Genomic DNA, 24470 nt, shown 5'->3' with positions numbered 1-24470 from the left:
TCCGGTGACTTGGAACTTTATTCGCCCTTGGCAATCAGGACCATGGCCTCCTTGAGCGAGATCGGCCCCTGCCCCTCATTGCCCTGGATTCTGATGTCGTCGATTACGGAATTGCCGCTCTCCTCGATCACGTCGAACCTTACGGTCGTGACGGCATCCTTGTCGGGCGTGTCTTCCATGCAGGTCGCTGCCTTGAATGTTGCTGTCACCTCAGTGGTGCCGTTTGCCCGCGGGGCGCTGTCGATGGAAAGGTCCTGCAGCGGGCATGCATCCTGGCCGTTGACGATCACGTCGTAGTCGAATGGCGAAATGCCGTCCTCGTCCGCCGCCGGGTTCTGGGCGGCCGCCTTATACTTGTGACCGAAGTCACGGCTGTAGAGGCGGCTGAGCAGGGCCTCGCCAAAAATGTCTATCCAGTCGCTGTTATCCCCCGCCCAGTTCTTCTGCGTGTCCTTCATGATCTCCTCGACCGGCGAAGTCGCGTCGGCTGCAAGCGAAGGGCCTATCAGAGCGGACAGGGCAACGAGGCCGGCGAACAGAACAGCGATCTTCTTCATGGCAAAATGTCCGGGACTCGAAAGGGCTTTGTGACGGCGAGACTAGCTCTTTTCCCGCGCCTGGCAATGGCGGCAAAAACGTCACGTCGCTACCCGTTCTGCTTTGCGTTCCCGGCACACAATGCTATAGCGCTCCGGACCACATCACCCAGCCGGACAACCGTCCCTTCCAGCTTACGAGGCAGATACATGAAGAAGATCAAGGTCGCCAATCCAGTCGCCGATCTCGACGGCGATGAAATGACGCGCATCATCTGGCAGCTCATCAAGGACAAGCTGATCCATCCGTATCTCGACCTCGACATCGACTATTACGACCTCTCTGTCGAGAACCGCGACGCCACCAACGATCAGGTCACCGTCGACGCCGCCAACGCCATCAAGAAGTACGGCGTCGGCATCAAGTGCGCGACGATCACGCCGGATGAGGCCCGCGTCAAGGAATTCAATCTCAAGGAAATGTGGAAGAGCCCGAACGGCACGATCCGCAACATCCTCGGCGGCGTCATCTTCCGCGAGCCGATCATTTGCCGCAACGTTCCCCGCCTCGTCCCTGGCTGGACGCAGCCGATCGTCGTCGGCCGTCACGCTTTCGGTGATCAGTACCGCGCAACCGACTTCAAATTCCCCGGCAAGGGCAAGCTGACGATCAAGTTCGTCGGCGAAGACGGCACGGTCATCGAGAAGGAAGTCTTCAACGCCCCGGGCGCCGGCGTTGCCATGGCCATGTACAACCTCGACGAATCGATCCGCGAATTCGCGCGCGCCTCGATGATGTACGGCCTGATGCGCAAGTGGCCGGTCTACCTGTCGACCAAGAACACCATTCTCAAGGCCTATGACGGCCGCTTCAAGGACATCTTCGAGGAAGTCTACGAGACCGAATTCAAGGATCAGTTCAAGGAAGCCGGCATCACCTACGAACACCGCCTGATCGACGACATGGTCGCTTCCGCTCTCAAGTGGTCCGGCGGCTACGTCTGGGCCTGCAAGAACTATGACGGCGACGTCCAGTCCGACACCGTCGCCCAAGGCTTCGGCTCCCTTGGCCTGATGACCTCGGTCCTGCTGACGCCCGACGGCAAGACGGTTGAAGCTGAAGCCGCTCACGGCACGGTGACCCGCCATTACCGCCAGCACCAGAAAGGTCAGGAAACCTCGACGAACTCAATCGCCTCGATATTCGCCTGGACCCGCGGCCTCGCGCATCGCGCCAAGCTCGACGACAACGCCGAACTCGCCAAGTTCGCTTCGACGCTGGAAAAGGTCTGCGTCGACACCGTCGAATCCGGCTTCATGACCAAGGACCTGGCGCTGCTCATCGGCCCCGATCAGCCGTGGCTCTCGACGACCGCCTTCCTCGACAAGATCGATCAGAACCTGCAGAAGGCGATGGCGTAAGCCCATCTTCTCGCAATAGCATTGAACGGCGGGATTTCCCCGCCGTTTTCATTTGAGGAATGACTCGATGACGGCCATCCTGCGACCGCTTGAACCCGCCGACCGCACGGCCTGGCAACCTTTATGGGAAGCGTACCAGCGCTTCTACGACGTCGTCATCCCACCCGAAACCACGGATCTCACCTGGGCTCGCTTCCACGATCCCGACGAACCCATGCACGCGCTCGGCGCCTTCGATGAAGATGGCCGGCTCATTGGGATCGTCCACGCGATCTTTCACCGCTCCTGCTGGCTTCCGCAATGGACCTGCTATCTGCAAGATCTCTATGTCGAAGACATCAAGCGCGGGCTCGGCACCGGAGCCGCCCTGATCGAGGCCGTCGCCGAACTCGCCCGCGCAAACGGCGCCGGCAGACTCTACTGGATGACGCACGAAACCAATGCGGCGGCGCGGCGCCTCTACGACAAGATCGCCGAACGCTCGGGCTTCATCCAGTACCGCAAGGCACTTTGAAGGGCGGGGTTGCACAAAGACGGCGCCGCGCTATTGATTCCGGCGACGGCAAAGCCGCAAGGAAACACCAGGAGGATTTCATGACTGAAGAACTGGTATTCTATACCAACCCCATGTCGCGCGGCCGCATCGCGCGCTGGATGCTAGAGGAGATCGGCCAGCCCTATCGCACCGAATATCTTACCTTCGGCGAGACGATGAAGGCGCCCGAATACCTCTCGGTCAATCCGATGGGTAAAGTGCCGGCGATCCGTCATCGCGACACCGTCGTCACCGAATGTGCAGCGGTCTGTGCCTATCTCGCCGAAACCTTTCCGGAAAAGGGACTGGCGCCGAGACCAGAGGAGCGCGCCGCCTATTACCGCTGGATGTTCTTTGCCGCCGGTCCACTCGAATCGGCGGTGACGATGAAGGCGCTCGGTTTCGAAATTCCGCCGGAGAAGTTGCGGATGGCTGGCTGCGGCGGTTTCGGAGATGTCATGAACACGCTTGAAATGGCAGTCTCCGGCTCGACCTATGTGACCGGCGAACGCTTCACCGCCGCCGACGTCTATGTCGGCGCCCATATCGGCTGGGGCCTCGGCTTCGGCAGCATCGAAAAACGCCAGGCCTTCATCGACTATTTCGGACGGGTCAGCGAGCGTGAGGCCTATAAGCGGGCGACCGCCCTGGACGACGAAGCCGTCAAAACCATGCAGGCGGCTTGAGCTCGTATTGATCCATGCGGGAACGCGGCAGGTCAGTCGCGTCCCCGGACAACGTCAAGCAAGCGGCATGTGGATTTCGGTCAGCAGCTCGGTCGGCGGCGTATCGCGCGGATTGTTGAGATATTCCTCATACATGACACTGTCCTTCAATTGCCGTCCCGATTTCGGCAGCCATTCGGAATAAAGCCACTGATAGGCCCGATACATGTCGGCATAGGGCCCCCTATGACGCAGCACCGCATAGTTTCCGCCCTCGATGGTGCGCTGCTCGAGCGGCGCGTCGGCCGGCAGGTTCGACACTCCGGTGACACAAGCGATTGAACGTAGCTTTTCCGCTGGCACGATGTCGGGGTCGTCGAGATAGACGCCGATCATCCGCATGTCGGGCCTAGCAAGGCCGCGAGCGTAAAGCGTGCCGAACAATTGCTCGAAGGCTTTGCCGATCTGCATATAGGAGCCGGTGTGGGCAACGCCGATCAGCTCGGTCGGCTCGATCTGCCGTAAGGTAACATCAAACATGGCTTTGGTCTTTCCGTAAGGTGATGGCTGAAAGGCTGTGTGGCTTCCCTCTTTCCGATAGCGGGCCGGCGGCATGCCGTAGACCGACTTGAAGATGCGGTTGAAAGATTGGAGATTGGGATAGCCTGACCGCTTTGCAATCTCGCTGATGGCAACCTCGGTGCGGACGATCTCGCCTGCCGCGCGATGCAGCCTTAGCCGTTTGACGGTGGCCGCCAGCGTCTCGCCGTAAATCGCCCGGTAGATTCTGTGCCAGTGATAGCTCGAGAGGCAGGCGATCTCGGCCAGACGCTCCATATCCAACTCCTCGTCGAGATGGTCGTGAATATAGGACGAAACCCGTGTTAGACGGGTCTCATAAAGCGCCCATGCCGTCTCGCCGTTCATGTCAAAGCCCCATGCAATCGATCGACCGCAGAGAACCATATATCGATTTGACAAATCTTGCGGACTTGCGGCGGAGCTGAAAACCAAAAAGGCGGAAGCCAAGCCTCCGCCTTTCGAATATCCCGCTGAGCTGATGGATCAGCCGGCCAGCGCCACGGCCACCGCTTCGAGCGCCTCATCAGCCTTCGATCCATCCGGGCCACCGGCCTGCGCCATATCGGGACGGCCGCCGCCGCCTTTGCCGCCAAGGGCTGCGGAGGCGACGCGCACCAAATCGACGGCGCTGAAACGACCGACGAGATCCGGCGTCACCGCGACGACGGCGCTTGCCTTACCATCGTCGGAAACGCCGATGAGCGTCACGACGCCGGAGCCGATGCTGGTCTTGCCGTCGTCGGCAAGGCCCTTCAGATCCTTCGGGTCGACACCCGAAATCGCCTTGCCGAGGAACTTGACGCCGGCAACTTCGCGCACGGCATCGGCCGAGCCGGCCTGCCCGCCGCCCATGGCGAGCTTCCGCTTGACGTCGGCCAGCTCCTTCTCGAGCTTGCGGCGCTCGTCGATCAGCGCCTCGACGCGCGACAGGACTTCCGACGGCTGGACCTTGAGCGACGAAGCGAGCGTCTTCACGCGCTCGTCCTGCTCGGCAAGATATTCACGGGCCGCTTCACCCGTCACCGCTTCAATACGGCGAACGCCAGCGCCAACCGCACTTTCGCCGAGGATGCGGACGAGACCGATCTGGCCGGTCGCCGATACATGCGTGCCGCCACAGAGCTCGACCGAGTAAGGCTTGTCGGTCTTCGCCCCATGCAGACCCGTGCCCATCGAAACGACGCGCACCTCATCGCCGTATTTCTCGCCGAAGAGCGCCATCGCGCCTTCCGCGATCGCGTCGTCGACGCTCATCAGACGGGTCGTGACCGGCGCATTCTGCAGCACGACCTCATTTGCCATGTCCTCGACGACTTTCAGCTCTCCGGCCGACATCGGTTTGGGGTGCGAAACGTCGAAGCGCAGACGCTCGGGCGCGACCAGCGAACCCTTCTGCGCGACATGGGTGCCGAGCACTTCGCGCAATGCCTCATGCAGCAAATGCGTCGCCGAATGGTTGGCCCGCAGGCGCGAACGCCGGGCATGGTCGACGGTCAGGACAACAGCATCGCCGGTCTTGAATGCACCTTCGACGACGGCGCCGGAATGCACGAAGAGGCCCTCGCCCTTTTTCTGCGTGTCCGAAATCTCGATCCTGCCGTGGTCGGACGAGATGACGCCGGTATCGCCCATCTGGCCGCCGGATTCCCCATAGAACGGCGTCTGGTTGACGACGATCTGCACCTTGTCGCCGGCCTTGCCTTCTTCCGCAACCGCCCCATCCCGAACGATCGCCTGCACAACGCCTTCGGCACTTTCCGTGTCGTAGCCGAGAAACTCGGTCGCACCGTGCTTTTCCCTGAGCTCGAACCAGACGGTTTCGGTTGCCTTCTCGCCGGAGCCGGCCCAGTGCGAGCGGGCTTCGGCCTTCTGGCGCTCCATCGCATCGGTGAAGCCAGATATGTCGACGCCGATTTCGCGCGCGCGCAGTGCGTCTTGGGTCAGGTCGAGCGGGAAGCCGTAGGTGTCGTAAAGCTTGAAGGCGGTCTCGCCATCCAGCATGTCGCCCTTGCCGAGATCCGTGGTCGCATCCGACAACAGCGCCAGGCCACGCTCCAGCGTCTTGCGGAAGCGGCCTTCTTCGAGCTTCAGGGTCTCCGAGATCAGCGGCTCGGCGCGCACAAGTTCAGGATAGGCACGCCCCATCTCCTGAACCAGCGTCGGCAGCAGCTTGTACATCAGCGGCTCCTTGGCGCCGAGAAGCTGTGCATGCCGCATGGCGCGACGCATGATACGGCGCAGCACATAGCCGCGGCCTTCGTTCGACGGCAGAACGCCGTCGGCAATCAGGAAGGCCGAGGAGCGCAGATGGTCGGCGATGACGCGGTGGCTGGCACTGCCCTCCGCCTTGACGCCGACCGCATCTTCGATCGTGCCGGTCAACGTCCGGAACAGATCGGTGTCGAAGACGCTCTGGACGCCCTGCAGGATGCAGGCCATGCGCTCCAGGCCCATGCCGGTATCGATCGACGGGCGCGGTAGCGGGTTGCGAACGCCCGGCTCCGTCTGCTCGAACTGCATGAAAACCAGGTTCCAGAATTCCAGGAACCGGTCGCCGTCTTCCTCAGGCGAGCCGGGAGGGCCGCCCCAGACGTTCTCGCCCTGGTCGATAAAGATTTCAGAGCACGGGCCGCAAGGGCCGGTATCGCCCATCTGCCAGAAATTGTCGGAGGTCGGGATGCGGATGATCCTGTCGTCGGAGAAGCCGGCGATCTTCTTCCACAGCGTCGCTGCTTCCTCGTCTTCGGAATAGACGGTGACCAGCAGGCGGTGCTTCGGCAGGCCGAAACCTTCGGTCACGAGCTTCCACGCAAGTTCGATCGCATTCTCCTTGAAATAATCGCCGAAAGAAAAGTTGCCGAGCATTTCGAAGAAGGTGAGGTGACGCGCGGTATAGCCGACATTGTCGAGGTCATTATGCTTGCCGCCGGCGCGTACGCACTTCTGCGAGGTCGTCGCCGTGGAGTAAGGACGCTTTTCCAGGCCGGTGAAGACGTTCTTGAACTGCACCATGCCGGCATTGGTGAACATCAAGGTCGGGTCGTTGCGCGGCACGAGCGGGCTCGAGGAAACGATCTCGTGGCCGTTCTTCTTGAAATAGTCGAGGAAGGTCGACCGGATATCGTTCACGCCGCTCATTCTATGCCCTTCAATGCTGCCCGAGGCCGGTAAATACAAATCCATCGGCTTTTAACGTTCGCCTCCGCCACTGTCCAGCCGACAAACAAAACCGGCCGCATTCTGACGATGGAATGCGGCCGGCTGATATCTTCGATCAATTCAGGCGCGAAAATTACATTTCCGCGGCAGCATCACCGTCATCGGCATCCGGACCGCCGTTCTGCAGGAAACGGTCGGCGATGAGGCCGGCATTCTGGCGCAGCGCCAGCTCGATCTCGCGGGCGAGATCCGGATTGTCGCGCAGGAAGGTCTTGGCGTTTTCGCGGCCTTGGCCGAGACGCTGGCTATTGTAGGAGAACCAGGCGCCCGACTTCTCGACGATACCAGCCTTAACACCGAGATCGACGAGCTCGCCGGTCTTCGACACGCCTTCGCCATACATGATGTCGAACTCGACCTGCTTGAAGGGCGGCGCCATCTTGTTCTTGACGACCTTGACGCGAGTCTGGTTGCCGACCACCTCTTCGCGCTCTTTGACCGAGCCGATGCGGCGGATGTCGAGGCGCACGGACGCATAGAATTTCAGCGCATTGCCGCCCGTCGTCGTTTCCGGCGAACCGAACATGACGCCGATCTTCATGCGGATCTGGTTGATGAAGATCACCATGCAATTCGACTTTGAGATCGAAGCGGTCAGCTTGCGCAGCGCCTGGCTCATCAGGCGGGCTTGCATGCCGGGCAGGCTGTCGCCCATCTCGCCTTCGATTTCGGCGCGCGGCGTCAGCGCGGCAACCGAGTCGACGACGAGAACGTCGACGGCGCCGGAGCGCACCAGCGTGTCGGTGATTTCGAGCGCCTGCTCTCCAGTGTCGGGCTGCGAGATCAGAAGGTTCTGCAGATCGACGCCAAGCTTACGGGCATAAACCGGATCGAGCGCATGTTCGGCATCGACGAAGGCGCAGATGCCGCCCTTCTTCTGCGATTCGGCAATGGTCTGCAGCGCAAGCGTGGTCTTACCGGAGCTTTCCGGGCCATAGATTTCAATGATACGGCCTTTCGGCAAGCCGCCGATGCCGAGTGCGATATCGAGGCCAAGCGAGCCCGTCGAAACCGTCTCGATCTCGACGACATTCTCGTTGGAACCGAGTTTCATGATCGAGCCCTTGCCGAACGACCGCTCTATCTGTGAGAGTGCCGCTTCAAGCGCCTTGCTTTTGTCCACCGATTTGTCCTCTACCAGCCGCAATGAATTCTGAGACATCCGATCCACCTTTAGGTTATTGAAGCCGCTCAAGCAATGTCGAGTTTGTACCCTATTTGTTCCACTCTCGCAATAGGCGAACAAACGATTGAAAGAAAAAGGTAAAACGGCCTGTGTTCTATATTTGTTTATCGATGCAAAGCAACGGCTTAGGCGATACGCGCCGGCCTTTTCGCAGCCCGGCGAAGCGCATCGATTCGCTCGTCGCCCGTTATGGATGCGGGTAAGCCGATGAAAAAGATTCTCGTTCTCGGCGGGGCCCATATCGACCGGCGCGGCCGCATCTCCGGCGAGACGGCGCCTGGCGCCAGCAATCCCGGCACATGGTTCGAAGAGCCGGGTGGCGGCGGTTTCAACGCGGCCCGCAACCTTGCAAGGCTCGGTTTTCACGTGACGATGATTTCGCCGCGCGGCGGCGATCCTTTCGGCGAGATGGTCGGCGAAGCTGCCGATTTCGCCGGCATCGACGACCGGCCCTTCGTCTTCCTCGACCGCAAGACGCCGAGCTACACAGCGATCATCGAGAGGGACGGCGACCTTGTGATCGCCCTTGCGGACATGGATCTCTACCGTTTCTTCGTGCCTCGGCGCCTTTCCATCCGCTGGGTGCGCGAAGCCTTCGCCGATCACGATTTCATTCTCGTCGATGCCAATCTGCCGGAGGAAACGATTGCGGCGATCGTCACCAAGGCGCATTCCCTGGCCAGACCCGTTGCGGCCATCGCCATCTCGCCAGCCAAAGTCGTCAGACTGAAGCCATGCATCGAGGATATCGACTACCTCTTCCTCAACGAGGCCGAAGCCGCCGCCCTGGTCGGGCAACAGCCGCAGGATCCGGCCGGCTGGCCGCCGCTGCTGAAGGCAATCGGCATCAGCAGCGCCGTCGTCACCCGCGGCCGGCGCGAGCTCGTGGCGATTTGTGAAGGCTGCTCCGTCGCGCTGCAACCGCCGGTCGCCGACACCGTTGCCGATGTCACCGGCGCCGGCGATTCGCTTGCCGCGGGCACGCTCGCCGCCGTAATGGCCGGCCTGCCGCTCGAGGAAGCTGTCCGCCACGGCGCGGCGGCGGCAGCGCTCACCGTGCAGTCGCGGCACGCCGTCAACGAAAATCTCACCCCGGACATGCTGAACGAGGCGCTTGCCCTTGTTCCCCAGGTCAGAATTCTGCATTGAAGCCACGAACGAAAGAGTTGAGCATGATGTCTGGCGAACACCGCTGGCACTTTTCGGCATCGCGCTCCATCGACGACAGGACAAGACCATGACCAGGCCCATTTCCCCTCTTCTGCCGATCGCCTATTCCAAGGAGGTCGCGAGCGCCAAGCAGCGCGGCGCGCCGCTGGTCGCGCTGGAATCGACCATCATCACCCATGGCATGCCCTATCCCGGCAACATCGAAATGGCGCGCAGCGTCGAGACGATCATTCGCGAACAGGGCGCCGTGCCGGCAACGATTGCGGTCATCCACGGCACGCTGCATATCGGCCTTGAAGCCGCGCAACTGGAGCAGCTTGCCAAGGCAACCGAGGTGATGAAGGTGTCGCGTGCCGATCTCGCCTTCGCGATCGCCGAGCGCCGCACCGGCGCCACCACGGTTGCGGCGACGATGATCGCGGCGGCCCGCGCCGGCATTCGCGTGTTTGCCACCGGCGGCATCGGCGGCGTGCATCGCGGCGCCGAGGAAAGCTTCGATATTTCAGCCGATCTCGAGGAACTGGCCCGCACTGGCGTTATCGTCGTTTGCGCAGGCGCCAAGGCAATCCTCGACATTCCGAAGACGCTGGAAGTGCTGGAGACCCGCGGCGTGCCTGTGGTCACCTATGAGAGTGAAGAATTCCCCGCCTTCTGGTCGCGCTCCTCGGGCATATCAAGCCCCCTGTCGTTGAACAGCCCGGCGGCGATCGCCAATTTCCAGACGGTGCGCGATCAGCTCGGCATCGACGGCGGCATGCTCGTCGCCAACCCCGTGCCCGAGTCCGACGAGATCGCGCGCGAGGAAATGGAGATCTATATCGAACGGGCGCTTGATAGCGCCGAACGCGACGAAATCACCGGCAAGGCGGTGACGCCTTATCTGCTCTCGACCATCTTCGACCTGACGGACGGCCAAAGCCTGAAGACGAATATCGCGCTGGTGGAGAACAACGCGCGGCTTGCGGCGGAGATCGCCGTGGCTCTGGGTGAGTAAATTTTGATGGGCGGTTTCCGGAGAGGGCGTGTCGTGTGACACCCCTCTGTCCTGCCGGACATCTCCCCCACAAGGAGGCAGATCGGCAAGAGGCTGGACCAGCATTCCCTCTCTACCGCAGCGGGACAATTATGGGGGGAGACGCCCGGCAGGCAGAGGGGGCATCACCCGGCACCTCCTCACAATCACGCGATCAGCTATCCAGCGTTTCCTTCACCACAACAGCAAGCTGCTTGAGTGAGAATGGCTTCGGCAAAAACCCGAATTTCGCGTCCGGCGGCAGGTTACGGGCGAAGGCGTCCTCGGCATAGCCGGAGACGAAGATGAATTTCAGGTCGGGATAGTTCTTGCGCAGCTCGCGCAGCAGCGTCGGGCCGTCCATTTCGGGCATGACCACGTCGGAAACGACGATATCGACCTTGCCTTCGAGTTCTTCCATAATGCTCAGCGCCTCGACGCCCGAGCCCGCTTCGTGCACTGTGTAGCCGCGCGTCTCCAGCATGCGCTTGCCGCCGCGGCGCACCGCCTCCTCGTCTTCCACGAGAAGGACAACGGCCGAGCCCGTCAGATCCTCCGGCTGCTGCGTCGCCGGCGCCTCGGGCGCAGCGGCGACTTCATTGATCGCGTGGTCGATCGAGCCCGCCTCGGCTGCGACCGCCGGCTCCGGGATGTAGCGCGGCAGGAAGACGCGGAAGGTCGTGCCTTTGCCGACTTCGGATTCCGGCTGGATGTAACCACCCGACTGCTTGACGATGCCGTAGACCATGGCGAGGCCAAGCCCGGTGCCTTTGCCGACATCCTTGGTGGTGAAGAAGGGCTCGAAGATCTTGTCCATGATCTCGGGCGCGATGCCGGTGCCGGTATCGGTAACCTCGACCAGGACCATGTCCTCGGCCGGCATGTAGGAATAATTGAAGGCGGAAACGTCGGTGGCCGTCAGGTTCCGGGTGCGCAGCGTCAGCGTACCGCCTTCCGGCATCGCGTCGCGCGCATTGACGCAGAGATTGATCAGCACCTGCTCGAATTGCGAAAGGTCGGTTTTGACAGGCCAGAGATCGCGCCCATATTGCACGTCGAGCTTGACATTGGTGCCCGAGAGCAGTCGGTCGACCAGCATGCGCAGATCGCCAACGACATCGGTCAGGTTCAGCACCGATGGCCGCATGGTCTGCTTGCGTGAGAAAGCGAGCAGCTGGCGCACCAGCACCGCAGCGCGGTTGGCGTTGCGCTTGATCTCCATCAGGTCGGCGAAGCTCGCATCGGAAGGACGCGCCTGCAGCAGCAGATGATCGGAAGAAAGCAGGATCGCCGTCAGCACGTTGTTGAAATCATGCGCAATGCCGCCGGCGAGTGTTCCCACGGCGTTCATCTTCTGCGTCTGCGCCATCTGCGCTTCCAGCGCCTTCTGCTCGGTCACCTCGACGGCATAGACGATCGCCGCCTCTTCCGGCGCCTCGTCGCTCTGGTCGATGACGGCATTGACATAGAAGCGGAAGTAGCGCGCCTCGTCGGTCGGTGTGCGGGTGTCGAGCGGCGGGATATCACCCTGCCGGTCTTTGGCGGCCGCCAGCGCTGCGGCCAGTTGCGGTCGATCGCTCTCCTGCACGATGGTTTCGAGATACGGCGCCTTTTCAAGGTCGTCCCGCGAGACGATGCCGGAGAACAGCTTCAGGAACGGCGCATTGGTGCGCAGGATGCGTCCGTCACCGTCGATCGAGGCGATCGCCATCGGGGTATTGTTGAAGAAGCGGGTGAAGCGCATGGCGGCGGCCGAAGCGGATTGACCGCTCTCGCTGCTCTTCCCGCGCGCCAGCACGATCGTACGGCTTTCGCCTGGTGCGCCGTCGCGCATCGAGGTGACGCTGTGAATGATCTGCACCGGCAGGCTCTGGCCGTTGGTCTTGCGCAGGTCGAGATCCAGCGTCACGGTCTTCTTCAGGCCTGGCTCGGCCTGCACCGACTGGATCAGCGCCAGCCCCTCGCCCGCCACCAGGTCTCCGATCGACATCGAGCCAGGCAGGAACTTGGTCAGGTCGAGGCCCAGCCACTCCGCAAGCGTCGCATTCAGGTAGAAGATCTCGCCCTTCCTGCCGGCAGAGAAGAAGCCGGCCGGCGCATGGTCGAGGTAATCGATCGCATTCTGCAGCTCCTTGAAGAAGCGCTCCTGGTCGTCGCGTTCGGCGGTAATGTCGGTGATCTGCCAGATCTGCAGCGGCTTGCCGCCATCGTCCTCCGGCTTCAGCAGCCGCACCTTCAGCCGGTACCAATGCGCGCCCGAGCTGTTGCTGCCGGGCCCGACGGCGCGCAGCAGGCGGAATTCCTCCCGGCCCTCCTTGCCCTCGCGCAAGCCGTTGACCAGCCGGTACAGCGCTTCGTTCGATTCGCGGTGCCGCGACAGCAGCGTCTCCAGCGTCTGCACTTCGGTTGCCTTGCGCGCGCCGGTCAGCGCGCCATAGGCGGCGTTGGCGTAGATAATCCGGCCCTTTTCGTCGGTGATGAGGGTGCCGTCGGGGTGGCTGTTGAGGAAGGCGCGCGCCAGGCTGTCGGACTGGTGCTGCGGCATCACCTCGATGAAGCCGATGACCGAAGATACAAGGAAGAAGATGCCGACCATGGCGAGGACGCCGAGACCGCCGAGCACCATCTCATTGTCGAGGGATCTCTTGAAGACGACGAATGCGCCGGCGGCCGCGATCAGCACGAGCGCCAGGAGAAGAATGCGCAACACCGTGCCAGAACGCCCCCCACGATCCACAAGCGGTGCGTTATACTCGTCGGCCTGACGCGGTTTCGTCATGTATTCCTCGCATAAGCCCCTCCCACTTCGTAGCACGAACAAAAAGCGGGAATCAGGCACTCTTTCCTTCTTAGCAATTTGCCGCGTCGGCAAAAACACCGGTCGCCGGCAAGACCGCTTGAATTCACAGGCAAGAGCGCCATCTGCCCCCGAGGCCCGAAGCGGCCGCCCGTGCGCCAGGTCGCCGTGCGGCAAGCAGCGCAAACACGAAATCGCGTTCTCCCGCGACTGGACAGCACCGGCGGCCCTTGCCTAAGAAACGGAAAAGTCGTCAATATGTGCCGAATGCGAAATGGAGTGAGTGACTATGTTCGATGATCTTGTCGCAGCGTACGGCAGCCGTTTTCTGCTTGCGGCCGGTGGCGTCGGCCTGGCCCTTCTCCTGCTCATTCTGGCGCTCTGGCTGATCCGGGGCCGCGCCCCGTCGCCCTTCGTGCGCGGCGGTCGCAACCGTCAACCCCGCCTGCAGGTGCTCGATGCGGCAGCCGTTGATGCCCGCCGCCGGCTGGTGCTGGTGCGCCGTGATGATGTCGAGCATCTCATCATGATCGGCGGCCCGACCGACATCGTCATCGAAAGCCGCATCCTGCCGGACATGGCCGAACAGCCGCAAAGCATCTACCGCCCGGAACTGGCCGAGGAGCGGCCGATAGCAGTCCCGCGACCGGCAACACCACCTGTTTCCGCCGCTCGTCCACAGGTCGCACCCCGCGCCGAGCCGGCCACAGAGCCCTCCTTCGCTGCGCCCGCCGCAGCGGAGCCGCGTCCGCGCCCCGAGCCGCCGGCCCAGCTCACCGTGCCGCCGCCGGTGGCCACCAGCCCCCTTCCGCCAGAGCCCGCGCCGGCACCTCTTTCGGCCGAACGTGACCATTCCCCGCGCGCTGTCCCGTACCAGCCGCGCGCGCCGGAGCGTCCCTCCGGCGCCCAACCGGCACCGCTCCGCGACACGGCGAGCGCAGCCGAAATCCTTGACGCCGCCCGCCAGCGGGTGCTGCCGCAGCAGCGCGTCGAACCCGAAGTCTCCGCCCCGGACATGCCGGCACCGCGCGCCGTACCCGCCACGGCCGAAGACGATGCGGCTGCGCAATCGGCCGCGGCGATCCGCCGTGATTTCCAGCGGGTGTTGGAACAGGAAATGGCCAACAACCTGACGGCCGAGCGCATCGTGCCGGCCCCGGCAAACCAGGCCTCTCGCCCGGCCGCACCGCAGCCGGCCAGCCTGCCGCGCCGCGACCCCGAGCTTGCCCCCATCACCGGTGCCGACACCGAACTGCAGAAAGAAGTTGCCCGCATCTTCGGCGAAATGAGCGTCAATCGCGACAAGTGAGAAAACGCCCAGGGAACATCCGGTTGCGAAACCTCAACATTCGTCATGCAGTTGCATAAAAGTCGCAATGCTGCGGCTTTTGTCGCACGAATGGTCGGCGGTCTCGCTACCAGGCCGATCATCTGCTATCGATTAGGCTGAAGAGCATTGGCGCATTCGAGGTAGACTTTGCCTAAGTAAATACCGGTCTCACCCCAGTTTCACCCGTACTGCCGCGAGCGACACGCCGGCGGCATGCGAACATGTTCATCGGGTGGTGGCGAGAGACCGGTTTGGCATTGTTACAATGTGCCATGTGCAGCTCCGCTGTCTCAGCTCTTCAGCCGCCCACAACATCGCCATACCGCGCCCGCACGGGTTTTCTCCTGCACCATCTTGGTGGACTTCCGAACGGAAGACCAAGACGATATGTGCAAGACACTTCGGGTCCGATGGACCATCACTCCCAGGACGGCGCCGCAGCCATGGATCGCGTGCGGCGGATGCGGGGGGCCCAGAGCGTTCCGAGCCAGCGGCAAGATCCGACTTAACGCCAACGGTCGCAAACTGGACGCCTGGCTCATCTACAAATGCATGAGCTGTGAAAGGACATGGAACCGGGCAATCTTCGAGCGCCGGAATCTTCGCGACATCGATCCGATGATTCTCGACGCGCTGCAGTCGAACGATCCGGATTGGATTCGGACGGAAACGTTCAATCTCGATGCGCTGCGACGCAAGTCGCAGCGCATCGACGAGTCCGCCGAATTCGACATCGTCAAGGAGGTACGGCACGAGCCCGCAGGCTGGACGAACCTGGAAATCGAACTGGCGGCCCCGTTTCCAACAAACGCGCGCCTGGATCGGCTGCTGGCCGGCGAGTTGAAGATGTCACGCTCACGCCTGCAGGCTCTTCGCAATCAGGCCCTGTGCCGAACAGACCCCGACCGGGCAGACATCATGCGGCGGCGAATCAGGAATGGCACTCTCGTCACCATCGATCTCGCCGTGGAGGCCGAGCGAGAGCAACTCTGGAAAGCTCTGGCGACAGGGGCTCCCTGCAATCGGCGAAGCACGCGCCACGAACACGACGATCCTGCACCTTCGTGACCTCCTCTTCGATGCCCTGGGGAGATGGCAAAAAAAAGCGCCGCGATCTGATCGCGGCGCTGAATATGCCTATGCCTGCATGAGGGCCGTCATTCGTCGCGGTAGACCTTTTCACGACGTTCGTGACGCTCCTGCGCCTCGATCGACAGCGTCGCGATCGGACGGGCGTCGAGCCGCTTGAGGCCGATCGGCTCACCGGTTTCCTCGCAATAGCCGTAGGTGCCGTCTTCGATGCGCTGCAGCGCCGCGTCGATCTTGGAGATCAGTTTTCTCTGCCGGTCGCGGGCACGAAGTTCGATCGCCCGGTCGGTTTCCGACGACGCCCTGTCGGCGAGATCGGGATGGTTTGCACTTTCCTCGGCCAGATGGTCGAGCGTTTCGCGCGCTTCTCTAAGGATATCATTTTTCCAGGCAACCAGTTTCGCCCTGAAATAGGCACGCTGGTTTACGTTCATGAATTCTTCCTCTTCCGAGGGAACGTAATTGCTAAGATCGATCTTCTCACTCAACGCGATTCTCCTGAAGAACATCTCATCTGGCCGGGTGTATATCCCAAGCGCTAGCCGCGATTCAAGCCAAATACGACAGCTAAACAGATTTTTAAATCTGTCACATTTTTTGGCTAACGGACTATTTTCTCATGATTATTCGCGCTGGCAATTTTTGCTTCGCCTTCGAAACGCCGTGTTGTCGGCCTGGTTTGCGGTCGGTGCGGCGTGGCTGGCGGTTGACGGCGGCGGACCGCAGCCGCTACTGAAAAGACCCTGCCGATCCTGGATTTGCCCGTGACCGTACCGCTGCCTCCGCCTAATCGCATCTATCTCCTGCGTCATGCCGAGGCCGCCTGGGCCGAACCCGGGCAGCGCGATTTCGACCGGCCGCTCAACGAAAAAGGTTATGGCGATGCCGAGATCATCGCCGACAAGGCCGCCGACAAGGGCTATCGTCCCGATCTTCTGATCAGTTCGACGGCGCTACGCTGCCGCGACACCGCCGATGCCGTCCATCGGGCGATCGGCGTTGCCCTCGACGTGCGCTATGTCGATGCGCTCTACAACGCCACCGTCGACACCTATCTCGAAATCGTCGACGCTCAGGATGAGGCGGCCGTCATGCTGGTCGGCCATAACCCGACGATTGAGCAAGCGCTGGAGGCCCTGATCGGCCACGAGGCGATGGTCAGCGCCCTTCCCGGCGGCTTCCCAACGGCGGGTCTTGCCGTCATCGATTTCGATTCTTCCGTCACCGGCTGGCGCCTGGCCGATTTCGTAGTCGTCTAAACATCCGGACAAATTCAACAAGGCAGCGCATTTTCTTCACCAGGGGAAAACGGAAATGCCCTCGCCGCACTTCTTTTTCGGGCGGCGCTCTCTTCCTATATTGCGGGCAGTCGCCAATCGGAATCACCCCTTGCCGCCACGCCTGACATCCCTCGCCGACGATGCCCGCATCGCCTTCGACAATCTCGCCGACAGGGCGAGCGGCCTTGTCAATCCGACCGTCCGGCTCGGCGTCACCGGCCTCTCGCGCTCCGGCAAGACGGTTTTCATCTCTTCGCTTGTCCACAATCTCCTGCATGGCGGCCGGCTGCCGCTGTTCGAACCGGTGCAGTCCGGCCGCGTTTCCGCCGTGCGGCTGGAGCCGCAGCCGGATGACGCCGTGCCCCGGTTCCAATACGAGGATCATATCCGGGCGCTGGTGAAGGACCGCATCTGGCCCGATTCGACTCGCGCCATCTCCGAACTGCGCATCACCCTAGATTATCAGAGCGCCAGCGGCTGGAACCGGCTGTTCTCGCCAGGCCGGCTGTCGATCGATATCGTCGACTACCCCGGTGAATGGCTGCTCGACCTGCCGCTGCTCGGCAAGGACTACCGCGTGTTCAGCGAGGAGACAATCGCGCTTGCACAAACCGGCGTGCGCTCCGAACTGTCGCGGCAATGGCTGTCGATGACACGTGCCGCCGATATAAAGGCGGGCGCCGACGAGATGGTGGCCCGCGAGCTTGCCACCGCCTTTGCCGATTACCTCAAGGCCTGCAAGGCCGACGAACGCTCGCTCTCGACCTTGCCGCCCGGACGCCTGCTGCTGCCCGGCGATCTCGACGGCTCGCCGGCTCTGACCTTCGCCCCGCTCGCCTTGCCGCCGGGCGCGCGCCCCGATCGCGGCTCGCTCTGGACGATGATGGAGCGGCGTTACGAGTCCTATAAATCGGTAGTCGTCAAACCATTCTTCCGCGAGCATTTCGCCCGGCTCGACCGCCAGATCGTGCTGGTCGATGCGCTGCAGGCCATGAACCGCGGCCCCGAAGCCGTCCAGGATCTGGAACGCGCGCTGACCGACGTGCTCGCCTGTTTCCGCCCCGGTACCAACTCGCTGCTCTCCTCGCTGCTCGGGCGCCGCATCGACCGCGTGCTGGTCGCCGCCACCAAGGCCGACCATCTCCATCATGAAAGTCACGACCGGCTCGACGCGCTGACCCGCCGCCTTGTCGATCGCGCCATCGAGCGCATCGGCATGGCGGGTGCGGGCATCGACGTCATGGCGCTCGCCTCCGTCCGCGCCACACGCGAGGCTTCGGTAAAACGCGACGGTCATGACCTGCCGGTCATCGTCGGCACGCCGATGGAGGGCGAAACCATTGCCGGCGAGCGCTTCGACGGCCAGAGAAAGACCGCGATTTTCCCCGGCGATCTACCGCGGGATCCGGAAAGCCTTTTCGACCGCATCGCCTCGGGCGAAACCGGTGCTACCCTGCCCGACGTCAACGTCATCAGATTCCGCCCGCCGCATCTCGAGGAAACCGGCGGCGGCATCAAGCTGTCGGTGCCGCATATCCGCCTTGACCGAGCCATGCAGTTCCTGTTCGGAGACCGTCTCGCATGAGTAAGCCCCCCTCCGATTTGCCGCGCCGCCCACCAGCCGCCTTCGCTTATGAGGATGAGGCGGCCGAGCCGCGCGACAGCGGCCGGCAGCAGCAAGACCGACGCAAACCGGAAAGCTTCTCGGAAGCTATCGTCTTGACGCCCGACGAGGAGGATCCCTTCATCAATCCCGCCAGGGATATGAGCGCAGTGCCGGTGGCAATACCGCGCAAGCGGCGCACTTCCTTCGGCAAGATCGCCGCCGGCGCCTTCGGCATCCTGCTGTCGCTCGGCCTCGGCCTCTGGACCGACCGGCTGATCCGCGATCTCTTCACCCGCGCCGACTGGCTGGGTTATGCAGCCCTTGGCGTGCTCGCAATCGGCATCCTTGCCGTGCTTGCTCTTGTCATCCGCGAGACCGCGGGCATGATGCGCCTTGCCGCCGTTCAGACGATCAAGGCAGAAGCAGAGGCGGCGATCCTGGAAACACGACCGGCCAGGGCGCGTGCGGTCGTTGCGCGTCTCACCACGCTTCTTTCGGCCAATCCCGAGACATCGAGAGCCCGCGCGACGCTGAAGGCGACCGAAGGCGATGTCATCGACCCCCCGCATCTGATCGCCTTGGCCGAACGCGAGCTGCTCGCCCCTCTCGACCGCAAAGCGCGGTCTCTCATCGTCAACGCCTCCAAGCGCGTCTCGATTGTCACCGCCGTCAGCCCGCGCGCAATCGTCGATCTGCTTTATGTGCTCTACGAGTCCGTGCGCCTCATCCGCGCCATGGCCGAGCTCTACGGCGGACGTCCCGGCACGTTCGGAATGTTCCGCCTGCTGCGTGACGTGTTGGCGCATCTAGCCGTCACCGGCTCGATCGCCGTCGGCGACAGTCTTGTCCAGCAAGTGCTCGGCCATGGGCTGGCCTCAAAGCTTTCGGCTCGACTCGGCGAAGGCGTCATCAACGGTCTGATGACCGCTCGCATCGGAATCGCGGCGATGGATCTCTGTCGCCCGCTTGCCTTTCGCGCGCTGAAGCGGCCGGGAATCGGCGATTTTATCGGCGATCTCGCACCTTCCATGTCGCCGCGCGGCAACAATCCTTAACTCACCAGCAATTCCGCAGCTTTCACCTTACCTAAGGTGAAGTTAGCAAAGGCGTGCAGATTCAATATTGTAGCTGTCGGAACCTCAAAATCACGCGTCGTGGCAGCCACGCAATCCCGCGCATTTCGAGACAATCGAAAGGAAGGATTAACCATTCTTCGGCAAAACTTGGCACCAGTTCGTGAGTGGTGTTTGCCAAGGAAAGTCCATGTATTCGCGCCAGTTTCTCATCATATGTGGCCTCGCCGCCGCGGCATTGTCTCCGGTCGCAGACGTCGCTCCGGCAGCCACTGCCGCAACCCGTGACAAGGCCTTCTTCGAATCCGTCACCGGCTCCTGGAAAGGTCCCGGCGAGATCGTCGCCGGCAAGTACAAGGGCACGAAATTCACCTGCAACCTGACCGGTGAACCCACCGGCGACAGCACTGCCGGCATCAAGCTCGACGGCACCTGCCGAGTCGGCGTCTTCAAGCAGCCGATGAGCGCCGTCATCTCGCAGTCCGGCTCCACCTACAAGGGCAAGTTCCTCGACGGCGCTGCCGGCAAGGGTCTTGATGTCGTCTCCGGCGCCGTCACCGAGGACACCGTCGTGGTCGGCATCAACCGCGCTAAGCTGAACGGCGCGATGATCGCTCGTGTACGTGACGACAAGACGATGAATGTCACCGTTTCGGTCAAGGTGGAAAGCCAGATGATTCCGGTTATCGGCCTGACCTTGACCCGCCAGGTCGACGAAATTGCCGTCGGCTCCATCCAGTAGTAGACAGACCGGATGATCGAGTTTCCCTGAAGCGGCGGGTTTCCCGCCGTTTCGCGTATCAGGATCCGTTCCTCAGGCGCTCCGCCACCAGTCGCCCCTGTCATCGGCGACCTCGATGCCGGTCACGTCGGCGTCGAGCAGCCAGCCGCTGACCGGCCGGCCCCCGACGAGAAGGCCCGGGGCAATGTCGGCAAGCGGCATCAGGACGAAACCACGATCAGTCATACGAGGATGCGGCAACTCCAGCCTCGGCGCCTGCTGGACGACGTCGCCATAGGTCAGCACGTCGATATCGAGGGTGCGCGGTCCCCAGCGCTCGATGCGCTCGCGTTTCATCTCACGCTCGATCGAAAGGCAGACATCGAGCAATGCCTCCGGAGGCAGCCGGGTTTCGATGGCTGCGCAGGCGTTGAAGAAGAACGATTGGTCTGTTTTGCCCCAGGGCGGCGTGCGATAGAGCCGCGACACGGCGCTGACGCGACAATCGTCGCGCCCATCCAGCTCTCGCAGCGCCGCGGCCATGGCCTTTACCGGGTCGCCGAAATTGCCGCCGAGGCCGAGTGTGGCGGATTGCAATGCAGCTTCAGGCAAAATGCTCAACACTCACCTGCACGAAATCGAGCACGCCGGGCACCGGCGCATTCGGCTTACGCACCGTGATCTTCGCCCGCCGCACCTGCGGAAATGTCTGACAGAGGCCCTTGGCAATATCGAGCGCCAGGGCTTCGATCAGATAGCGTCGCTTGCCGGTGACGATCTGCTCGATCACCGTAAAGGCAATGCCGTAATTGACGGTGTCATCGATCGAATCGCTTTCCAGCGCCTCGCCCGCGACGACATCGAGCTCGGCATCGACGAAGAAGCGCTGGCCGAGGAATTCCTCCTCGTCATGCACGCCATGGCGCGCGAAGAACGCGCAGTTCTGCAGCGTGATCGTGTAGGTGGTCATGTCGGCCGCTTCCTCTCGAATTCCTGGCGCGCATTGAGCATAGCATCGGCGACAGCAAGCGCATCCCTGTTGATTGCGACATTGTGCACCCGGAAAACCGCAGCCCCTTGAAGCCTGAGCAGCGCGCTTGATGCAGCCGTGGCCGCATCCCTCTCCTGCGCCTCGCGCCCCGTCACCGCGCCGAGAAAACGTTTGCGCGACGTGCCGGCAAGCAGCGGCAGGCCAAAGCGCGAAAGTTCGGAAAACCGCGCCATCAGTTCCAGGTTCTCTTCCGCCGTTTCCTTGGCGAAGCCGAAGCCCGGATCGAGCACGATCCGGTCGCTGTTGACCCCCGACGCAGCGGCGATCGCAAGCGACCCTTCGAGGAAATGGACCTGGTCGGCGATCACATCGACAAGTTTCACCCTGTCGCGGCCGGTATGCATGATGCAGAGCCCCGCCCCTGTCGCCGCGGCCAGATCCGCGATACCTGCATCCTTCCGCAGTCCGGAGACGTCGTTGACAATATGGGCACCTGCGCCGACTGCAAGCCGCGCCGTCTCGGCGCGATAGGTGTCGATCGAAATCAGTGCCTCTGCGCGGCCGCGCAGCGCCTCGATGACGGGCAACACCCGCGCCTGCTCTTCCGAAGGACTGACCGAGGTCGCCCCCGGGCGGGTCGATTCGCCGCCGATGTCGACAATTGCAGCACCGTCGCTGACCGCCTGCAGCGCGTGTTCGACGGCAGCATCGACGGTTTCGAAGCGTCCGCCGTCGGAGAAGGAGTCCGGCGTCACATTGATGATCGCCATGATCGCCGAACGACGGCCGAGTTCGATTTCCCGGCCATGGCCGACACGCCATATACTGCCTTCGAGCCCTGTCACCAGACTTATCCTATTGATGAGGAAAAAAGCGTCATCCGATATTGCGCTTGCGGTGGCTATGCCCCAAGCTCCTGTCGATTTCAACATGGGTTGCGTTCAGAATGCCGCTTGCAATGCGTTATATGTGCCTTCCTGTCGCCTTTTCCATTGCTCTTTCCTTCAGCAGTCCGGCGGCAGCCGAAGTGATCGCATCGAAAAGCTATTCCTATTTCGACATCCGTGGCAAAACCGCCGATGAGCTCGACCGGGAACTCAGCCGGCGCGGCCCGACGGCGAGCGGCTCCTCGGCGCGCCATCCCGGCGCCACCAAGATCCGCTTCGGCGGCGAGGCTACCTATATCCAGGACAATGGCCGCTGTCGCGTCGGCAACGTCAAGGTCACGGTCCACACCCAGATCATCCTGCCGCGCTGGAACAGCCGCAGAGGCGCCAGCAAGGAGCTTTCGATGATTTGGGACGCATTGTCGAGCGATATCAAGCGCCACGAGGAGCGCCATGCCGAGATCGCCAGAGATCAGGCCCGCGCGATGGAACGCGCCATCCGCGCATTGCCGCAACAGCGCAGCTGCGAGGCGATGCAGGAACTCGTCTCCAACGAATCAGCTCGCGGTATAGAGGAGCACGATCGGCTGCAGGCGCGATTCGACCGGGTCGAGGCGGTCAACTTCCAGAAGCGGATGTTGCGATTGCTAAAAAATCGAATCAACAGTCGGGCCGGCGGAAAATAAGGCTTTTCCAAGCTGGTGACGAGCGGAAAAACTTAGCTGCGCAACGAAACTTGTGCGAAACTTGCGCTCTCCCCAGCGATTAAATGGTCATTTTTCATCCTGGCAGACTCAACCGGAACGCGTTAGTATGAACACATTCGAAAGTCCAGGACGGCACCGGACTTTCCTCGCTGGGTTCTCCTGGCGCGTTCCGAAGCCGCGGATGTTCCTCCCTCATCCGTAGGTAATGCGCCCGCCTCGCCTCGCTCGCACCAGCGCGCGAGGCGTCTTTTTTGAGGATATGGCAGCGGATATTCGCCCTAGAGCGCCGCACGGCCGAAAATCGGTTCCGATTTTCGGACGAAGCGCAGGACGTCTCAGGCCTGGCGTTCCGGCACGTGCACGACGAGCCCGTCATAGACAGCCTTCATCCGGATCTGACAGGAAAGCCGCGAGGTCGGACGCACATCGAAGGCGAAGTCGAGCATATCCTCTTCCATCGCTTCCGGCTGACCGACCTTCTCCGTCCATTGCTCGTCGACATAGACGTGACAGGTTGCGCAGGCGCAGGCGCCGCCGCATTCGGCCTCAATACCGGGCACCGAGTTGCGCACGGCATTTTCCATCACGGTGGAGCCTTGGTCGACGTCGAGGTCGAAGCGCGTGCCGTCGAAGGCGACGATCGTAAGTTTAGGCATCAGGACTATTTCCGGTCTTCAGATTGGGTGGGCGGAGTTTCTTCCGACAATTCGACGCATCAGTCAACATTCCGAAATCCGCCATAACCTCGCAGATCGGGCCTTCGCCCGCCGTCTTCAAAGCGTCATCCAGGACGTCGCAAAAAGACCCGTGGTTCCGCAATGAAACAACGGGTCCCGTTCGAACGATATCTTATGCATGTTGGCCTAAACTGCGCAGCGGTTTCCGGAGGTCAGCTGCGGCAGAGCTTCAGAATGAAAGTCTCGGCGTCGAGGACGGCAGCGCCCAGCGCCGCCATTGCGCTGGCATCGCCGCCGGTCTCCTCGACGACCTCAGCTGTCTGCGACACGCGGAATGCGCCGACCGAACTTGCCGCGCCTTTCAGCCGGTGCGCGGCCGCGCCGACACGCACGGTTTCGCCGCTGGCCATATCCTGGAGGCAGGCCCGCGCCTGGCGCGCAAACATCTGAAGGACTTCGATTTCCAGCGTCTTGTCGCCCATCGTCTGCTTTGCGAGATGGACGAGATCGATCGGCCTGACCTTGGAGGGACACGGGCCCTTTGCATTGTCCGGCGCCTCGAACACGATTTTCAATGCTGCCATCTGGGCCGCCATCTGCCATTTCTCCCGTCTCACGTCGTCCGCACTTGCTACAGTTCTGCGTCAGGACGGTGGCCATGGCGTTAAATTCCGGCACATCGCGCGCGGAAATCTCACCATATGGTTAACGTTTGTTAAATGTCCCTAAATTATTGGTTTTTAAGCGGCGCGCCGGATTCAAAGGTGTTAACAACGCGTTAACGGCCCGCAAATCTCAAGCCTTCATTAATTGTGTGCAGAGCCCAGATGTGTCACTACGATACTGGTGGAGCGGGTTTATGGTACGCGCCTTTGCCGAGTGAGTGGATAATGGTAGTGTTTTGATACCTTCCGTTTGAAAAAGCGGCTATCTACTCTGAAATGACATGCTTATCCGTCCGCGGTTGGGATGGGGGGCCGTAACG

The 24470-nt window shown here is 62.1% G+C and carries 23 protein-coding genes; 12 read left to right on the top strand and 11 right to left on the bottom strand.

Annotated features, from left to right (window positions below):
* Positions 1 to 17 precede the first annotated feature (17 nt).
* Positions 18 to 557, bottom strand: a complete 540-nt coding sequence (locus GA0061105_RS01580) for a hypothetical protein (RefSeq protein ID WP_092747576.1) — start codon at positions 555 to 557, stop codon at positions 18 to 20.
* Positions 558 to 746: 189 nt separating this feature from the next.
* Between GA0061105_RS01580 and GA0061105_RS01575 the strand changes: the two genes are divergently transcribed.
* The 3 genes from GA0061105_RS01575 (at position 747) to GA0061105_RS01565 (ending at position 3179) form a co-directional block, all read left to right on the top strand.
* Positions 747 to 1958, top strand: coding sequence for an NADP-dependent isocitrate dehydrogenase (locus GA0061105_RS01575; RefSeq protein ID WP_020921416.1), 1212 nt, complete (start codon positions 747 to 749; stop codon positions 1956 to 1958).
* A 67-nt stretch (positions 1959 to 2025) separates the two neighbouring features.
* Positions 2026 to 2472, top strand: a complete 447-nt coding sequence (locus GA0061105_RS01570) for a GNAT family N-acetyltransferase (RefSeq protein ID WP_092747574.1) — start codon at positions 2026 to 2028, stop codon at positions 2470 to 2472.
* A gap of 80 nt (positions 2473 to 2552) precedes the next feature.
* Positions 2553 to 3179, top strand: a complete 627-nt coding sequence (locus tag GA0061105_RS01565) for a glutathione S-transferase family protein (RefSeq protein WP_092747572.1) — start codon at positions 2553 to 2555, stop codon at positions 3177 to 3179.
* 54 nt (positions 3180 to 3233) lie between these two features.
* On the opposite strand, the gene GA0061105_RS01560 is transcribed toward GA0061105_RS01565, so the two are convergent.
* From GA0061105_RS01560 to recA, 3 genes are all read right to left on the bottom strand, one after another.
* Positions 3234 to 4085, bottom strand: a complete 852-nt coding sequence (locus GA0061105_RS01560; RefSeq protein WP_092748281.1) for an AraC family transcriptional regulator — start codon at positions 4083 to 4085, stop codon at positions 3234 to 3236.
* A 138-nt stretch (positions 4086 to 4223) separates the two neighbouring features.
* Positions 4224 to 6878 carry an alanine--tRNA ligase gene (alaS, locus tag GA0061105_RS01555; protein ID WP_092747570.1) on the bottom strand — a complete coding sequence of 885 codons (2655 nt, stop codon included), beginning with the start codon at positions 6876 to 6878 and terminating at the stop codon, positions 4224 to 4226.
* 154 nt (positions 6879 to 7032) lie between these two features.
* Entirely contained in the window at positions 7033 to 8121 is a 1089-nt protein-coding gene (gene recA / locus GA0061105_RS01550; RefSeq protein ID WP_011425583.1) for a recombinase RecA, read from the bottom strand.
* A 231-nt stretch (positions 8122 to 8352) separates the two neighbouring features.
* Between recA and GA0061105_RS01545 the strand changes: the two genes are divergently transcribed.
* Together GA0061105_RS01545 and GA0061105_RS01540 are read left to right on the top strand one after the other, a co-directional pair.
* Positions 8353 to 9294, top strand: coding sequence for a carbohydrate kinase family protein (locus GA0061105_RS01545; protein ID WP_064692083.1), 942 nt, complete (start codon positions 8353 to 8355; stop codon positions 9292 to 9294).
* A gap of 88 nt (positions 9295 to 9382) precedes the next feature.
* Positions 9383 to 10309 (top strand): pseudouridine-5'-phosphate glycosidase, encoded by a 927-nt coding sequence (locus GA0061105_RS01540; protein WP_092747568.1) that lies wholly within the window; start codon positions 9383 to 9385, stop codon positions 10307 to 10309.
* Between the two features lie 193 nt (positions 10310 to 10502).
* Here the strand turns inward: GA0061105_RS01540 and cckA are convergent, their stop codons facing one another.
* Positions 10503 to 13106, bottom strand: coding sequence for a cell cycle histidine kinase CckA (gene cckA, locus GA0061105_RS01535; RefSeq protein ID WP_092747566.1), 2604 nt, complete (start codon positions 13104 to 13106; stop codon positions 10503 to 10505).
* A 301-nt stretch (positions 13107 to 13407) separates the two neighbouring features.
* Here cckA and GA0061105_RS01530 point away from each other — a divergent pair, with 301 nt between their 5' ends.
* A complete protein-coding gene (locus GA0061105_RS01530; RefSeq protein WP_092747564.1) occupies positions 13408 to 14433 on the top strand; it encodes a flagellar biosynthetic protein FliO in 1026 nt (341 codons plus the stop codon).
* 408 nt (positions 14434 to 14841) lie between these two features.
* Complete coding sequence (locus GA0061105_RS01525; RefSeq protein ID WP_092747562.1) at positions 14842 to 15522, top strand: DUF1062 domain-containing protein; 681 nt, start codon at positions 14842 to 14844, stop codon at positions 15520 to 15522.
* Positions 15523 to 15611: 89 nt separating this feature from the next.
* Here the strand turns inward: GA0061105_RS01525 and dksA are convergent, their stop codons facing one another.
* On the bottom strand, positions 15612 to 16031 hold the full coding sequence (gene dksA, locus GA0061105_RS01520) for an RNA polymerase-binding protein DksA (protein WP_008525884.1): 420 nt from the start codon (positions 16029 to 16031) through the stop codon (positions 15612 to 15614).
* Between the two features lie 276 nt (positions 16032 to 16307).
* Here dksA and GA0061105_RS01515 point away from each other — a divergent pair, with 276 nt between their 5' ends.
* The 4 genes from GA0061105_RS01515 to GA0061105_RS01500 all read left to right on the top strand — a co-directional run bounded on the left by GA0061105_RS01515 (position 16308) and on the right by GA0061105_RS01500 (position 20244).
* Positions 16308 to 16802, top strand: a complete 495-nt coding sequence (locus GA0061105_RS01515; RefSeq protein WP_092748279.1) for a SixA phosphatase family protein — start codon at positions 16308 to 16310, stop codon at positions 16800 to 16802.
* A gap of 130 nt (positions 16803 to 16932) precedes the next feature.
* A complete protein-coding gene (locus GA0061105_RS01510) occupies positions 16933 to 18408 on the top strand; it encodes a YcjX family GTP-binding protein (protein ID WP_092748277.1) in 1476 nt (491 codons plus the stop codon).
* The gene (locus GA0061105_RS01505) at positions 18405 to 19484 is read left to right on the top strand and encodes a YcjF family protein (protein ID WP_092747560.1); all 1080 of its coding nucleotides are present in this window, start codon (positions 18405 to 18407) and stop codon (positions 19482 to 19484) included. Before GA0061105_RS01510 ends, GA0061105_RS01505 begins: the two co-directional genes overlap by 4 nt.
* Before the next feature lie 208 nt (positions 19485 to 19692).
* A complete protein-coding gene (locus GA0061105_RS01500; protein WP_092747558.1) occupies positions 19693 to 20244 on the top strand; it encodes a hypothetical protein in 552 nt (183 codons plus the stop codon).
* A gap of 72 nt (positions 20245 to 20316) precedes the next feature.
* Here the strand turns inward: GA0061105_RS01500 and folK are convergent, their stop codons facing one another.
* The 3 genes from folK to folP are packed head-to-tail and all read right to left on the bottom strand — an operon-like array spanning position 20317 to position 22059.
* Positions 20317 to 20835: a 2-amino-4-hydroxy-6-hydroxymethyldihydropteridine diphosphokinase gene (gene folK / locus GA0061105_RS01495; RefSeq protein WP_092747556.1), complete on the bottom strand. Its 519-nt coding sequence runs from the start codon at positions 20833 to 20835 to the stop codon at positions 20317 to 20319.
* A complete protein-coding gene (gene folB / locus GA0061105_RS01490; RefSeq protein WP_003569012.1) occupies positions 20828 to 21193 on the bottom strand; it encodes a dihydroneopterin aldolase in 366 nt (121 codons plus the stop codon). Before folB ends, folK begins: the two co-directional genes overlap by 8 nt.
* Positions 21190 to 22059, bottom strand: a complete 870-nt coding sequence (gene folP / locus GA0061105_RS01485; RefSeq protein ID WP_092747554.1) for a dihydropteroate synthase — start codon at positions 22057 to 22059, stop codon at positions 21190 to 21192. The genes folB and folP overlap by 4 nt, the downstream gene beginning before the upstream one ends.
* Positions 22060 to 22160: 101 nt before the next feature.
* Here folP and GA0061105_RS01480 point away from each other — a divergent pair, with 101 nt between their 5' ends.
* Complete coding sequence (locus tag GA0061105_RS01480) at positions 22161 to 22787, top strand: DUF922 domain-containing Zn-dependent protease (RefSeq protein WP_064691797.1); 627 nt, start codon at positions 22161 to 22163, stop codon at positions 22785 to 22787.
* Positions 22788 to 23143: 356 nt separating this feature from the next.
* On the opposite strand, the gene GA0061105_RS01475 is transcribed toward GA0061105_RS01480, so the two are convergent.
* Entirely contained in the window at positions 23144 to 23464 is a 321-nt protein-coding gene (locus tag GA0061105_RS01475) for a 2Fe-2S iron-sulfur cluster-binding protein (RefSeq protein WP_064691798.1), read from the bottom strand.
* Positions 23465 to 23697: 233 nt separating this feature from the next.
* A complete protein-coding gene (locus GA0061105_RS01470; protein ID WP_082928913.1) occupies positions 23698 to 24081 on the bottom strand; it encodes an Hpt domain-containing protein in 384 nt (127 codons plus the stop codon).
* Positions 24082 to 24470 lie beyond the last annotated feature (389 nt).

The sequence above is a fragment of the Rhizobium aethiopicum genome, assembly GCF_900094625.1.
In the GTDB taxonomy this organism is placed as follows: domain Bacteria; phylum Pseudomonadota; class Alphaproteobacteria; order Rhizobiales; family Rhizobiaceae; genus Rhizobium; species Rhizobium aethiopicum.
Note: the sequence above shows the minus strand (reverse complement) of the source record. Positions and strands in the feature narration are given on the sequence as shown.